Origin of the sequence: Sphingobacterium thalpophilum, assembly GCF_901482695.1 — a bacterium.
GTDB lineage: Bacteria > Bacteroidota > Bacteroidia > Sphingobacteriales > Sphingobacteriaceae > Sphingobacterium > Sphingobacterium thalpophilum.
Map to the genome: position 1 here is coordinate 2,703,892 of NZ_LR590484.1, position 13,879 is coordinate 2,717,770.

Here is a 13,879-nt window from a genome sequence, read left to right on the forward strand (position 1 = left end):
TTTCGGTATATATGTCAGTATGGTGCGTGCTGCCGGACCGGTATTTTCCCTGCGGAGGGAAGCTGAATACCATCATCCAGCTGCTTGCTACCATAAATGATCTTTAGGTGCCTATATCGGCGGTGTCTACCTCTTCCCATTCCGAACAGAGCAGTCAAGCCCGCCAGAGCCGATGGTATTGCCGTAACAGGTGGGAGAGTAGGTCGGTGCCTTTTTTTACACGGAAGCCCTTGCTGGAAACAGTCAAGGGCTTCTTTCGTTTACAGCGGTACACCGCCCTAGCATACCTTATAGGTATATCAATAAGCTGGATCTAACGTTTATATATTTATTGGGTGCGACAGCGGATCTGGAAATGGAATACGCATGACCTATTAATCTTAGCCAAGTACTCATTTCTGATTTTTATTAAGTAACTTTGCAGCGCAATGGGTACATTATTGGATAACGGAATTAAGCCGTATAATCATTACGGAGCTTATTTAAAGCAAAAATATAACGGACAGCGTGTATTTAAAGTAATTGTGGATGGTAATTTTACCTGTCCCAATAGAGACGGCAGTAAAGGTTATGGAGGATGTACCTACTGCAATGTGGACTCCTTTACCCCAGATACTGCGCGTAAAATTCCTTCTATACGCGAACAGGTTGAGTCTGGTATCGCACGTGCCCGCAATAGCTATGGAGCAGAAAAGTTTATCATCTACTTTCAGCCCAATACAAATACTTACGCGCCCACGCATCTGCTAAAAATGATGTACGATGAAGCCTTAAGTATCGATCCTGAAAATACGCTCGGGCTTTCTGTGGGAACACGTCCGGATTGTCTGGACTTTGAGAAGATCGCATTGTTAGAGTCGTATACTGATCGTTATGACGTGGATCTGGAAATGGGAATGGAGTCTATGTATAACGATACTTTGGAGCGAATCAATAGGGGCTGCTCGCACGATGAATTTGTGAAGGCTATGGAAATGCTGCAAAATACGCCTTTGGATCTCTGTGTGCATACGATCTTTGGTTTTCCGTGGGAGACGGAGGAGATGATGCTTAAATATGCCGAGGAGATCAATAGATTCCCACAGATCAAGTTCGTAAAACTGCACCATCTTCATATCGTTGAGGGGTCGATTATGGGGGTGAAATATAAAAGGGAGCCTTTCGAGCTCTTCTCCTTGGAAGGTTATACTGCCTTTTTGGCAAAATTTATTCCACGGTTACGCCCAGACCTGATCATTCAACGAGTTTTCGGGCTTGCAGACAGAGAGTTATTAATAGCACCCAATTGGGGATTAGGGAAATCCGGGATCCAAACTTATATCGATAAGGGACTGGAAGCACGGGGGGTGGTACAAGGTAGCTTATGCCAATCGTGAAGAATTACTGACGCCGCCACTTGGTACTAAGCTTCGAGCGCGTGCCATAAGCATTTAAAATATAACCATAAACAAGACGGGCTTCCTTTGGGAAGCCTGTCTTATTTATGGTCATGCGTTCACTTTGCTGTAAGTGAACAGCTCATTAACCTTCAACAATTGTCTTTAAGTCTGCTGGTGAATAGTTGATTGATTTTAGTGTCTTGTTGTCCGCAGTTCTAAAAACTAAGAATTTACCATCAACTTCTTTATAATAGGAGTCTACCCCCTTCAATTTGTAGTGTTCCTGTGTGGCGATAGCCTCGGCCTCATCTTCACAGGCCTTGCTCATATTGGAGCGCTGTACTTCATCAAAAAGCGCTGAAAACTTGTCCTGTAAACCGAATTCAAGAACAGCTCCAGCCAATACGTACTGAATGTCACAAAGGGCATCTGCAATCTCAACGATATTTTTGTCCTGTATAGCTTCTTCCAGCTCCTTGAGCTCTTCTGCGATGAGGGATACACGTAATGCACATCGTTGTTCGGAAGGAATCATTGGTTTGTCCAGAATAGGATGTTGGAATGTCTTATGGAATTCTGCAACGGATGAAAGGGTTTTTGGATCAGTCATGTCTTATTGTTTTTTTATGCTATTCTTCTAAGGGCAAACTTAGATAAATTGATTTTTTTTCACAAATGTTTATTTCAGCCTTCGATTCACCACATTATGATGAAAATCGATATGCTGGATGTGCGTTGCAACCGGAAATATACACTGCAGGCGACTGTTCATACTGTATACGCAATCGTTGATCGCCGCCCATTTGTCGTTTTCTTCTACTTATATACTTCATAGGGAAGAAAAAGTAAAGGGCGGTGAATTTGAATGACCGCCCTTTTTGATCTTTATTGGATTCGACTAGATCAAATGTTTTAGTTGAATGATTTCTCGTTCCTCCAAATATCTCCAACGCCCGCGTGGTAAGTCTTTTTTAGTGAGATTTGCATAAACTACGCGATCTAATTTAACAACTTCGTAGCCCAAAGACTCAAAAATACGACGTACGATGCGATTTTTGCCTGAATGGATCTGAATGCCTATTTCTCTTTTAGTACCCCCTTGTACGTAGCTCAAATCATCGGGTTTAATGAAACCATCCTCCAATTCTATACCGAATGCGATTTTGTTAAAGTCGCCTTGCGTCAGGCTCTTGTTGAGCTCAACGTTATAGATCTTGCTAATGCTGTTACGAGGATGAGAAAGTTTCTCTGCAAGATTACCATCATTTGTCAATAAGAGTAAACCTGTCGTATTCCTGTCGAGGCGACCAACTGGGTAAATCCGCTCTTTTGTTGCTTTTGATACCAGTTCCATAACGGTATGACGCTCCTGTGGGTCATCGGTCGTGGTAATATAATCTTTAGGTTTATTGAGTAAAACATAAACCATCTTCTCACGTTTTAAGCGTTCGTTGTTATAACGGATTTCATCCACAACAGGATCAACTTTGGTGCCCAGTTCGGTCACCGGAACTCCATTGACCCAAATAACCCCAGCTGTTATTAGTTCATCTGCCTTACGTCTTGAACAAATTCCTGCGTTGGCGATATACCGGTTTAAACGGATCAGGCCATCGTCTTCTGCAGGAATTTCAGGCTGTTTTTTAGGACGTTTTATATATTTTTTATCATTGAAACTTTTGTTGTCATCAAAGTTTCTCCCCCTTTCATCATCATATTTGCGGTATGAAGATTTAAAGGGCTTATCAAAGCTCTTACCCCGTCCATTTGACGACCGGTCAGTTTTTTCATAACGTTTGTAGGAATCTCTCTTTTCAAAACCACCTTCTTTTTTATCAAATGATCTGGAATCATTTTTGTCTGTACGTCTGAAATGGTCTCTTTTGTCATATGATCGAGAAGCATCATTTTTATCAAATGAACGTCCTCCTTTGTTGAACGTCCTATCCGAATTGTCTTTTGAACGGAAAGAGCTATTATCCCCTCTAAAGGATGTTTTGTCTGAGAATTTTTTAGAGCCAAATGATTTGCTCTCACGATTATCGTCTTTTCGGTAAGAATCCCTGCTTGATTGATCCTTGCTGCCGTATGACGATTTTTTGCCGAAACTACTGTTCTGCTCGCTTCTGGATTTGAAGCCGTCTGAGTTGCCTCGTGATTTTCTGGAGTTGTCATCACGACTGTTCCTTTTGTTGCTGAATGGCATTGTATTTTGCTAAAATGTGAACTGCAAAGTTAGGTATAATTTTGGGTTTTGTGAAAAAATCCTTATCTTTTTATCTTTTTCCACTTTTTGTCATCCTGCCGCTCTAAAAAAGCGGCTTTAAATGGCGCAGAAGGTAACTATTTGTTTTTTAAATAAATACTGTTTATCTTTGTTCCCTTGAATTTGAACCAAGCTATTTTTTGATCGATTTTAGTCGTGGATAGGATAGCAGTAAGGGAGTGAATGATAAGAAAGAAAGTTTTATGTAGTAGTCTGATTTTGTTTGCATTATTGCTGTCAAAATTATACTCAACCCCACACAGTAGTACTTCTGACGGCGATAGGATCGCTGCAACGAAGTTAGTCACAGTTCCAGCCCATTCTGGACACGACGAAGAGAAAAAAGAAAAAAGTAATTCTTTTGAATCTTACCTAAGTTCATTGACATTTGCTGAAGATTCCCTACCGACGGATCGCCCGCTGGTGGAAAGCAAATTACGCAAGTTCTTCAGGAGATTTTCATTTAAAAAAACAGGCTCATACGATATGCATAAAAAGGCACAGACTTATTTGCCTACGATCGCCAAGATCTTAGAATCGCATGGTATTCCAGAAGATTTTAAATACATTCCATTGGTGGAGAGTGGCCTGAGTAAGGCTGTTGTTTCGACCAAAGGGGCCGGCGGTTATTGGCAATTTATGCCTGCTACGGCACGCTTGTACGGCTTACGGGTCAATGGTACGGTGGATGACCGCAAGGACCTGATAAAATCCACGCATGCTGCAGCCCGTTACTTAAAGTACCTTTATAGGCAGTTTGGCAATTGGACTTTGGTGGCCGCCGCTTATAATGTTGGCGATGGCAGCCTAAAAGCTTCAATCAGAAGACAGAAAAAGGATGATTATTTCGCATTGAAACTGAATAACGAAACGGCATCGTATGTCTATAAGTTAGTCTCGATGAAGGAAATTATTGAGCACCCGCAGAAACATGGTTATTTGCGTTACGCGGATAAAGAAACCGAGACGCTGGAACGTGATGCCAATATGTTTTAAAATAAAAAAGGATTTCTAAGTAGAAATCCTTTTTTATTTTGATATGCATCCAATCATAAATTATCTTAAATCAACGATATCAAATCCTTTGTAATTGTTTTTGTTAAAAGTGAAAAGGCTGGAAGGTAGTGATTTATTTCCTTCCTGTGAAGTCAACGTGTATGTATATCGATTGCCACTTTTGTCAAAGACAGTGGTATCGTAAATCTGATTGTTGGTCTTGTTGATCCGGAGCTTAATCTTTGTGTAGTTCCGTTTGCTGTCAACGGGACTAAGCTCAACGACACTCAAATTCATACCTTTCACTTTCTCGGCGCCAGCGAGCGCGTATTTAAACCCCGAAGTATAGAACGTAAAGATGTTAGTGGGGTTAATTTCAGCAGTCGAATTACTTGCCTCTGACACTTCCACTTCCTGTTCAGCTTTCATAATATTCCATTGAGTTTTGGAATCTGAAATCAAAACCTGATTTTTTGTGCTAACCTGATACTTGTTATTTGCTTTATCGAGATATAGCGTTCCGGCGTCTGCATGCGAGCCTCCATTGGCTTGCTTTACAGCCAAGGTGAAGCTTGCCTGGATCGTTTTATAGCTGTTGTATTTTTGGCTTACCTTGTTGAGCAACGCTTTTGCCGCATCGTTTTGAGCGTAGCCTTGCTGCCCAGATAGGAATAGCAAAAAGCTCAGTAGTAATAACCATCCGTGTTTTTTCATTTTAATTGTCCTTTCTTAATGTCTCCAAATACTGTTCCAATGAATATTCATCTGGGTAAAGCACTTCGCGCGCTTTACTTCCTTCAAATGGACCCACAATACCTGCAGCTTCCAATTGATCGATGATACGTCCAGCTCTATTGTAACCCAGTTTCAATTTGCGTTGGATTAACGAAGTAGAACCTTGTTGATGCATGACAATCAGGCGTGCAGCTTCTTCAAATAATTGATCACGGTCTTTTGGATCAAAATCTACGCTGCCAGAGCCCTCGCCATTTTCGTCGATGTATTCCGGAAGCATAAATGCCGAAGGATAACCGCGTTGCGCTCCAATATAATCGGAGATCTGTTCAACTTCCGGTGTATCGACAAACGCACACTGAATACGGATCAAGTCGCTTCCCGTGGCAAGGAGCATGTCTCCCCGGCCGATCAGCTGATCGGCTCCCCCTGTGTCCAGGATGGTACGTGAATCCACTTTGGATAACACGCGGAAAGCCAGACGCGCTGGGAAGTTGGCCTTGATTGTACCGGTAATGATGTTAACAGAAGGACGTTGTGTCGCAATGACCAGGTGAATTCCCACCGCACGGGCGAGCTGGGCAAGCCTTGCAATCGGGGTTTCGACCTCTTTTCCTGCTGTCATCATCAGGTCGGCAAACTCATCAACAATAAGAACGATATATGGTAAGAATCGGTGACCCTCCTCAGGGTTTAATCTGCGATTGATAAATTTTGCATTATATTCTTTTAGATTACGTACCTGCGCATTTTTCAATAGGTCGTAACGCTGGTCCATTTCGATACAGAGTGAATTCAAAGTATTGATTACTTTCTTTGTATCGGTGATGATCGCTTCCTCTTCGTCGGGAAGTTTGGCCAAAAAGTGGCGTTCAACTTTCTTGAATAGGGAGAGCTCTACTTTCTTAGGATCCACAAGTACAAATTTTAATTCTGCAGGATGCTTTTTATAGAGCAATGAGGTTAAAATGGCATTGATACCGACCGACTTACCCTGACCGGTGGCACCGGCCACCAATAAGTGGGGCATTTTTGCCAGATCGGCGATATAGACCTCGTTGGAAATTGTTTTTCCCAACGCTATAGGAAGGTCCATATCCGTTTTTTGGAACTTCTCGGTGGCGAGAACTGACCGCATCGATACCATTTCTGGACTTGAATTTGGAACTTCGATACCAATGGTACCTTTTCCGGGCATTGGTGCAATAATCCGGATACCGAGTGCTGCCAGACTCAAGGCGATATCATCTTCCAGGTTTTTGATTTTTGAAATCCGTACCCCCGGCTTCGGTATGATCTCATATAGGGTTACGGTTGGACCGATGGTGGCTTTAATACTTTCGATCTCTATGCTGTAATTCCGCAGTGTATCAACAATCCGATTTTTATTGGCCTCGAGTTCATTTTGATTGATTGTAATTTTGCCGGTGCCATAGTCTTTCAACAGGTCTAAAGTCGGATGCTGGTAGCCGGAAAGGTCCAATTTTGGATCATATTGTCCAAATTGGGCCACGAGGTCGCTGGCTGTAATTTCCTTTTCTTCTTTGATATCTTCTACGACCAGGCCGGGGACTTCGACCTCCAATGGCGGTTCGTCAGCTGGGACAGGCTCATGTACAGGTTTGGAGACCGGTTGCTTGGCTACGTTTAGGGCATAATGCTCTTCGCTGTCCTCTTCAGGCTGGTCGATGGTAAAACTAATAGAAGGGGTCGTTTCGGTGCGTTCCATCGGGCTATCATCAAACGCAAGTACCACCTTTTCTTTAGGATCTATCTGAACTTCTGGAATAGGGTGATGTGTAAATGCCGGCCGTTCGAAGTCCTCGCGCTGTTCCTTCTCCCTGTTGGCCTGAAACCTTTCATTGATAGAAGCCGGTCGTTGAAAAGACTCTCGGACCGATTGAATGGAATCATCTTCGATATGTAATTTATTACGCAACTGGTTGGCTGCATAGGCTTCGTCCTCCTCTTCATCATCGGAATCATCCGACAGTCTGGATTTACGGTTACTGAACAATAAGAATTTGAAATCGAGATTATACAGCAGAATCAAGGTCGTCAAATAGGCGAATGCCAGAATACAGCCTACTCCGACAACGCCGACTTGTGCTTCCAGCAGCTTATTTGTCCAGAAACCGAATTTACCTTCTAGCATATGTGGCGTGTCGGCCATAAAACCATGAAGAAATCCCAAGGTCACAGAAATAAATACAATGGCGACAAAAGAGTATACTACAGTCCGGTATAGTGGCAGGAGTGACTTTTTAAATAATAAACGGTATCCCAAAATAAATAGAACTGGGATAAAGAGGAAAGAGGCTACGCCAAACCACTCATACATAAACTGATTAGCTAGCAACGCGCCGAATTTGCCCAGTTTATTGTCCACAACAGGGAGTTCTACTGCTTCATCATGGATCTCTTCGGACGAACTAAAAAGAGTCGCCCAGCCTCCATTCGTTTTGGCGATATAACTTTGGTCGTCCTGCCATGTGAACAGATAGGAAACAAAAGCTGTGGCGAAGGCCAACGAAAGCAAAATCAATAGGATCCCTAAAATTTTAACCGTCTTTTGTTGCGCATCCGAATAATCTCGAGGGATGCTATTTTTCTGACTTTTTTCTTTTTTGGACGTCGCTGATTCTCTTTGCGGGGCACGCTTGCCAGAAACTGAATTTCCGGTCTGCCTAAATGTATTTCCTTTATTTGACATTGAAAAGCTCACAATTATACTGCTTACAAACTTAGTTATTTTGATAGTATTTTGAAGATCATCGCTATCATTATTTTAAGTTTGTAGTTTTTCATTCCACCATTTCTTATTATTGGCTGATGCGGACTGGCAGTAGCATAAACGATTAATTTTAGTTTTGACTATTAAGATTTAGTAGTAATTACAGCAAGCAAATACTATGCCCCTGTGGACGCGTAGGGGACAACAATGAGGCTCCCAGGAACGCAGGACGATGAAACCTGTCTTTTCCCGCTGCACTAAATTATGTAGTTTTACAAATATAAATAAAGGTGATATGAATAAGTTTGAAATACGGAAGGCGACGCAACAGGATAAAGGTCGAATCTGGGAAATCATCCAGCAGGCGATCGCGCTCCGAAAGGAGCAAGGAAGCCGACAATGGCAGGATGGATACCCCCATGAAGAGGTCGTACAGTCTGACATTGATAAAGGATATGGATATGTGGTTGAGATGGGGACAAAGATTGTAGGCTATGTCGCTATTATTTTTGATATAGAACCGGCCTATACCGCGATTGAAGGCCAATGGCTCAGTGATGGAAAATATGTGGGGATACATCGCCTAGCGTCGGCTCAGGATCCGCACATAAAAGGAGTGGGTACCGCAATTATGAAAGCCGTGGAGGAGATTGCTGTAGGCCATGAAGTCTACAGTATTAAAGTGGATACGAATTTTGACAATGCCGGAATGCTGCATGTATTTGACAAGCTGGGCTATCAATATTGTGGGGAGGTGTATTTCAGAGGAGCTGCCCGCAGGGCTTTTGAAAAATTGTTAAAATAAATGAGAATACAGGCCTCATAAAAAAATCCCTTTTAATTTGTTAAAAGGGATTTTTTTATGAGATCTTGTGACGTTAATCCACACCAATAATTAATTAATAATGATCAGATAATAGTTTTTCTTACCGCGTTGTGCAATGATATATCTATTGTTGACCAAGTGGGTTTCACTGATCACCTGCTCAGTGTCCGTTGCTTTTTGGCGGTTAATGGACACGCCACCACCTTGAAGCATTTTACGAGCTTCCCCTTTTGATGGAAATACCTGTGTATGTACAGCCAGGAGGTCCAGGATGTTCATACCGGTTGTTAATTCATTTCTTGGTACGCTGAATTGCGGGATGCCTTCGAAAACTTCGAGCACAGCCTCATGATCCAGGTTATTCAAGAAATCTAAAGAACCGTTACCGAAAAGGAATTCCGAGGTTTTAATGGCTGTTTCATAAGCTTCTTCGGAATGTGTGCGGATTGTGATATCTTTTGCCAAGGCTTTTTGAACAATACGTAAGTGCGGTGCAGCATCATGCTCGGCAATGATGGCTTCGATCTCTTGCTTCGTTTTAAGCGTAAAAATCTTAATCCAGTTTTTTGCATCGTCATCCGAGGTGTTCAGCCAGAACTGATAGTATTTGTATGGTGATGTTTTCTTTGGATCGAGCCATACCGCACCGGATTCAGTTTTTCCGAATTTTTGACCATCTGCTTTTTTGATCAGTTGTGTGGTAATGGCGTAGGCAGTACCCTGATCCTGACGACGGATCATCTCACTACCGGTTACAATATTGCCCCACTGGTCCGAGCCGCCCATTTGCACCTTGCAGTTGTGGTGTTTCCAAAGGTAATAGAAGTCATAGCCTTGAATCAGCTGATAGGTAAATTCGGTGAACGAAAGGCCATTGTCACCTTCGAGACGTTTCCTGACGGAGTCTTTGGCCATCATATAGTTGACGGTGATCATTTTACCGATATCGCGAATGAAGTCCAAGAATTTAAAATCTTTGAACCAATCGTAGTTATTGACCATTTTGGCATCATTTTCACCTTCTCCAAATTCAAGAAATTTGCCTAACTGTTTTTTTAGACAAGCAACATTATGTTGTAGGGTTGCTTCGTCCAATAAGTTACGCTCTGCAGATTTGAAAGAAGGGTCTCCGATCATTCCTGTTGCACCACCGACCAACGCGACTGGTTTGTGGCCGGCATTCTGAAAATGGATCAGGGTCATGATCTGAGTTAGATGTCCTACGTGCAGAGAGTCTCCCGTGGGGTCAAAACCGATATAGCCAGCGACTTTTTCTTTATTCAGTAAGTCTTCAGTTCCAGGCATAATATCTTGTAGCATGCCTCTCCAACGTAATTCTTCTACAAAGCTCATTGTTAAATGGATTTAATTTTTTAATTTACAAGATGCAAAGATAGGAGATTAAGCGTATATTGAGCGAATAATTCCGGATAAAAGCACACGCTAATAAGCTAGTATGAATTTTTTATCACATTTTTATTTTGAACGGTTTGCGACCACCCCTGAGCGAATTGTGGGGGGGCTGTTGCCCGACTTAGTAAAAAATGCGGATAAGTCTTTCGTTTTGAGACCCAGACAGTACGAGGTGGAACTGATGGATCATCCGTTGCTTGAGCAGCTCTATATCGGTTGGAACCGCCATATAGAGGTCGATCGTCTTTTCCATAATTCGGCTTACTTTTTTCGTCATACGCATCTGCTGAAACTTCATATTCAAGGTAGCTTGCAAGGGCTGCCAATACGTCCGTCCTTTATGGCGCATATCGCTCTGGAACTATTGTTGGACCATATTTTGACCCAGCAGCATGCCGTGTCCATCGATAAGTTTTACACAGCATTGATTCAGGTAGATGCTAATGCCGTCCGCAGGTTTCTGCAAATAAATCAATTGAGCGATATTCCCAAATTTGAACGGTTTTATCAGCAGTTTATCGAATGGAAATACATTTACGATTATGCACACATCGAAAAAATTGCCGGGGCGCTATTTAATATCTGTAAACGTTTGTGGCAGTTTGAAGTTCAGGAATCCCATCGGCAGCGATTGACGGAACAGCTTATTTCCTACCTCCGCGAGCATATGAGCGATTATCAGGACATTTATAACTATATTCATTATGAACTGGTAGGTTTTAAATAGGCGCCGAAAAAATACCAATAGTATAAGACCTTGAAAATATTTATTTTCGCATAAATTTTACGGATAAAACTAATTTACATGTCACATAGACTTTTTCGAAAGAAAAGTGTTGACCAGATCTTACACGACACGCAGAAAGAAGGGGGGACTGGCTTAGCAAAAGTATTGGGAGTAACGGATTTGGTTTCCTTAGGTATAGCCGCGATTGTCGGAGCAGGGATTTTTAGTACGATTGGGCTGGCGAGTTACGAAGGTGGGCCCGCTGTTTCTCTTCTATTTATTTTTACAGCTTTCGCCTGCGTCTTTACGGCCTTGGCTTATGCACAGTTCGCCAGCACGGTACCGGTCTCCGGTTCGGCGTATACTTATGCTTATGTGGCATTTGGTGAACTGTTTGCCTGGATTATCGGCTGGGCCTTGGTTCTGGAGTATGCTGTATCCAATACCGTAATTGCAATTTCTTGGTCGCAGTACTTTGTGTCTATGCTGGAGGGATTTGGTATCCATATTCCTGCTTGGCTTTCCATGGCTCCGGGTTATGCTTTCGATGCTGTGGACAAACTGAACCAACATGGAATGGCCAGCCTTACAGCGATAGATCAGCATGGTCTGGATGCTTTCAATAACGCTCCACGGGTCGCGGGGATGCCTATTATTTTTGATTTGCCGGCTGGAGTGATCACCTTTTTGGTGACTTGGCTTGTATATATTGGGATTAAAGAATCACAAAAAGCGAGTATGATCATGGTCATGATCAAGGTTGGGATTATACTGGCGGTCATCTTCGGAGGTATATTCTATGTAAAGCCTGAAAACTGGACCCCTTTCGCGCCCAACGGGCTACAGGGCGTACTCGGAAGTGTAGCAGCTGTATTTTTTGCATTTATAGGTTTTGATTCGATCTCGACGACGGCCGAGGAATGTAAAAATCCGCAGAAGGATCTACCTAAAGCCATGATTTATTGCTTGCTAATCTGTACAGTATTATATGTGGCCATTACGCTGGTGTTGACGGGGATGGTCAACTATACCGAACTCAATGTGAAAGACCCTCTGGCCTTTGTATTTAAATATGTGGGTTTTGACCACATGGCCGGCATTATATCGGTGACCTCTGTCATAGCCATTACCAGTGCTCTTTTGGTTTATCAGCTGGCACAGCCCCGTATTTGGATGACCATGAGCCGGGACGGTCTTCTTTGGAGGAAATTTGCAACCATCCACCCTAAATACAAGACACCTTCCTTTGCCACCATCGTGACAGGGCTGGTCGTAGCGATTCCATCGCTGTTTTTCAAAATGGATTTTTTTGTGGACCTGACAAGTGTAGGTACATTTTTCGCCTTTATCTTAGTTTGTGCAGGTGTCTTATATATGGATTACTCAGGCCTATCGGCTAAATCCAAATTTAAAGTTCCCTACGTGAATGGAAAGTATCTTGTCGGAGCAGGTCTACTGATAGCTGTTGTGTGCCTCTACCTCTACGGGAAAGACATCCTTGTCGAATGGGAGCGGCTATCCTGGGTAGAGATTGTGGAACACAAAATGCTCGTTATTATTTTTTGGCTGACTTGGCTTGTCTTGAGCGTATATAGCTTTAAGATGAATTTTTCACTTCTTCCGGTTATCGGTATATTGATCAATCTTTATTTAATGACTGAGTTAGGAGCAAGTAACTGGATAATTTTTGTGATCTGGCTGGTAATCGGACTAGGGGTGTATTTTATGTATGGTTATAAACATTCAAAACTCAATAAATCGGTTGTGATCTAACGATTGGACTTTTGGATCTGTTTTGATAAGCAAACGGGCTGCGCAATGATTGAGCAGCCCGTCTTATTATGTATACCATTTTATGGTTTAAAATCTCCACAAGAGGATCCGGCTTACTTTATTGCCCTGTTCCATACGGATGACTTCAGATTCTTTTACATTGATTTTCTTTAGTTTATGCAGTAAAAATCTGACATCTTCACGGTGTGCGACCAATGTTGAAAACCATTTCACCTGATCTTTATGAAATTGGCTTTCAAATATCATGCGCGTGAGAAATGCTTTCTCGCCTCCGTCGCACCAAAGTTCGCTGCCTTGTCCGGCAAATGTCTGTATGACTGGGCTGTCGCCTACCTTAGCATCTTTAATACCCGTTGTCTTGCGTATAGACTGTTGCAATGCTTCAGTTTGTGAGCTGAAAAAGGGTGGGTTGCAGATGACCATATCAAATTTTTCATCGGGAAGAATAATATCCTTGAAGATGGCTTTTGGATTATTCTGCAGCCGTATTTGTATGCTTTTTTTCAGGCTCATATTCGTCCGGGTAATTTCAATTGCGTTTTTGTAGGCTTTTTTAATGATTTCGGAGCCTACGAAACTCCATCCGTACTCTTGGTGGCCAATGATGGGATAGATACAGTTGGCGCCCACGCCGATATCCAGGATGCGTACTTTGCCGCCCTTTGGGATTTCGCCATTGTTGTCCCTGGCGAGAATGTCTGCGGCGTAGTGGATGTAATCAGCCCTGCCCGGAATGGGAGGACAAAGGTTTTCCTGAGGGATATCCCAGTGCTGAATGTTGTAGTACTTTTTTAAAAGAGCCTGATTTAAGGCTTTCACCGCTTCGGGATTATTAAAGTCGATTGTTTTTACTTTGTAAGCATTTAATGTAACAAAATCTTTTAAGGAAGGTTCGACTTTGCTGAGTTCGTCAAAGTTGTAGTTGTCGAGATGTCTATTTCGAGGGTGTAATTTCTTTTTGGGATTAGCGTCTGCCATTATGTTCTGTATTTGCAACAAAAGTAAAGCA

At 42.5% G+C, this 13,879-nt stretch carries 11 protein-coding genes and 1 rRNA gene; 6 read left to right on the forward strand and 6 right to left on the reverse strand.

What is annotated here, in order from left to right; translation table 11 throughout:
- Window positions 1–103 precede the first annotated feature (103 nt).
- A 5S ribosomal RNA gene (gene rrf / locus FGL37_RS11200) occupies window positions 104–215 on the forward strand.
- Between the two features lie 213 nt (window positions 216–428).
- Window positions 429–1,376: a tRNA modification radical SAM protein MnmL/YtqA gene (gene mnmL, locus FGL37_RS11205; RefSeq protein WP_028070642.1), complete on the forward strand. Its 948-nt coding sequence runs from the start codon at window positions 429–431 to the stop codon at window positions 1,374–1,376.
- 145 nt (window positions 1,377–1,521) lie between these two features.
- Here the strand turns inward: mnmL and FGL37_RS11210 are convergent, their stop codons facing one another.
- Entirely contained in the window at window positions 1,522–1,989 is a 468-nt protein-coding gene (locus FGL37_RS11210) for a pyrophosphohydrolase domain-containing protein (protein WP_028070641.1), read from the reverse strand.
- A 288-nt stretch (window positions 1,990–2,277) separates the two neighbouring features.
- Entirely contained in the window at window positions 2,278–3,585 is a 1,308-nt protein-coding gene (locus tag FGL37_RS11215; RefSeq protein ID WP_028070640.1) for a pseudouridine synthase, read from the reverse strand.
- Window positions 3,586–3,828: 243 nt separating this feature from the next.
- On the opposite strand from FGL37_RS11215, the gene FGL37_RS11220 reads away from it, so the two are divergent.
- Window positions 3,829–4,641, forward strand: a complete 813-nt coding sequence (locus FGL37_RS11220) for a lytic transglycosylase domain-containing protein (protein ID WP_051607032.1) — start codon at window positions 3,829–3,831, stop codon at window positions 4,639–4,641.
- Window positions 4,642–4,701: 60 nt separating this feature from the next.
- Here FGL37_RS11220 and lolA1 read toward each other — a convergent pair whose 3' ends face one another.
- Together lolA1 and FGL37_RS11230 are read right to left on the reverse strand one after the other, a co-directional pair.
- Complete coding sequence (lolA1, locus tag FGL37_RS11225) at window positions 4,702–5,355, reverse strand: outer membrane lipoprotein periplasmic chaperone LolA1 (RefSeq protein WP_028070639.1); 654 nt, start codon at window positions 5,353–5,355, stop codon at window positions 4,702–4,704.
- Window position 5,356: 1 nt separating this feature from the next.
- On the reverse strand, window positions 5,357–8,089 hold the full coding sequence (locus FGL37_RS11230) for an FtsK/SpoIIIE family DNA translocase (protein WP_028070638.1): 2,733 nt from the start codon (window positions 8,087–8,089) through the stop codon (window positions 5,357–5,359).
- Between the two features lie 316 nt (window positions 8,090–8,405).
- On the opposite strand from FGL37_RS11230, the gene FGL37_RS11235 reads away from it, so the two are divergent.
- Window positions 8,406–8,915, forward strand: coding sequence for a GNAT family N-acetyltransferase (locus tag FGL37_RS11235; RefSeq protein ID WP_028070637.1), 510 nt, complete (start codon window positions 8,406–8,408; stop codon window positions 8,913–8,915).
- A 90-nt stretch (window positions 8,916–9,005) separates the two neighbouring features.
- Here the strand turns inward: FGL37_RS11235 and tyrS are convergent, their stop codons facing one another.
- The gene (gene tyrS / locus FGL37_RS11240) at window positions 9,006–10,289 is read right to left on the reverse strand and encodes a tyrosine--tRNA ligase (protein WP_028070636.1); all 1,284 of its coding nucleotides are present in this window, start codon (window positions 10,287–10,289) and stop codon (window positions 9,006–9,008) included.
- A gap of 103 nt (window positions 10,290–10,392) precedes the next feature.
- Between tyrS and FGL37_RS11245 the strand changes: the two genes are divergently transcribed.
- Together FGL37_RS11245 and FGL37_RS11250 are read left to right on the forward strand one after the other, a co-directional pair.
- Window positions 10,393–11,076, forward strand: coding sequence for an ACP phosphodiesterase (locus FGL37_RS11245; RefSeq protein ID WP_028070635.1), 684 nt, complete (start codon window positions 10,393–10,395; stop codon window positions 11,074–11,076).
- A gap of 78 nt (window positions 11,077–11,154) precedes the next feature.
- Complete coding sequence (locus FGL37_RS11250) at window positions 11,155–12,849, forward strand: amino acid permease (RefSeq protein WP_028070634.1); 1,695 nt, start codon at window positions 11,155–11,157, stop codon at window positions 12,847–12,849.
- Between the two features lie 87 nt (window positions 12,850–12,936).
- Here FGL37_RS11250 and rlmF read toward each other — a convergent pair whose 3' ends face one another.
- Window positions 12,937–13,848, reverse strand: coding sequence for a 23S rRNA (adenine(1618)-N(6))-methyltransferase RlmF (gene rlmF / locus FGL37_RS11255; protein ID WP_028070633.1), 912 nt, complete (start codon window positions 13,846–13,848; stop codon window positions 12,937–12,939).
- Window positions 13,849–13,879 lie beyond the last annotated feature (31 nt).

What these genes read in the sequence shown, in the direction of transcription:
- mnmL (WP_028070642.1), top strand. Translation starts at nt 429, where the DNA reads ATGGGTACATTATTGGATAACGGAATTAAGCCGTATAATCATTACGGA.
- FGL37_RS11210 (WP_028070641.1), bottom strand. Translation starts at nt 1,989, where the DNA reads ATGACTGATCCAAAAACCCTTTCATCCGTTGCAGAATTCCATAAGACA.
- FGL37_RS11215 (WP_028070640.1), bottom strand. Translation starts at nt 3,585, where the DNA reads ATGCCATTCAGCAACAAAAGGAACAGTCGTGATGACAACTCCAGAAAA.
- FGL37_RS11220 (WP_051607032.1), top strand. Translation starts at nt 3,829, where the DNA reads ATGATAAGAAAGAAAGTTTTATGTAGTAGTCTGATTTTGTTTGCATTA.
- lolA1 (WP_028070639.1), bottom strand. Translation starts at nt 5,355, where the DNA reads ATGAAAAAACACGGATGGTTATTACTACTGAGCTTTTTGCTATTCCTA.
- FGL37_RS11230 (WP_028070638.1), bottom strand. Translation starts at nt 8,089, where the DNA reads ATGTCAAATAAAGGAAATACATTTAGGCAGACCGGAAATTCAGTTTCT.
- FGL37_RS11235 (WP_028070637.1), top strand. Translation starts at nt 8,406, where the DNA reads ATGAATAAGTTTGAAATACGGAAGGCGACGCAACAGGATAAAGGTCGA.
- tyrS (WP_028070636.1), bottom strand. Translation starts at nt 10,289, where the DNA reads ATGAGCTTTGTAGAAGAATTACGTTGGAGAGGCATGCTACAAGATATT.
- FGL37_RS11245 (WP_028070635.1), top strand. Translation starts at nt 10,393, where the DNA reads ATGAATTTTTTATCACATTTTTATTTTGAACGGTTTGCGACCACCCCT.
- FGL37_RS11250 (WP_028070634.1), top strand. Translation starts at nt 11,155, where the DNA reads ATGTCACATAGACTTTTTCGAAAGAAAAGTGTTGACCAGATCTTACAC.
- rlmF (WP_028070633.1), bottom strand. Translation starts at nt 13,848, where the DNA reads ATGGCAGACGCTAATCCCAAAAAGAAATTACACCCTCGAAATAGACAT.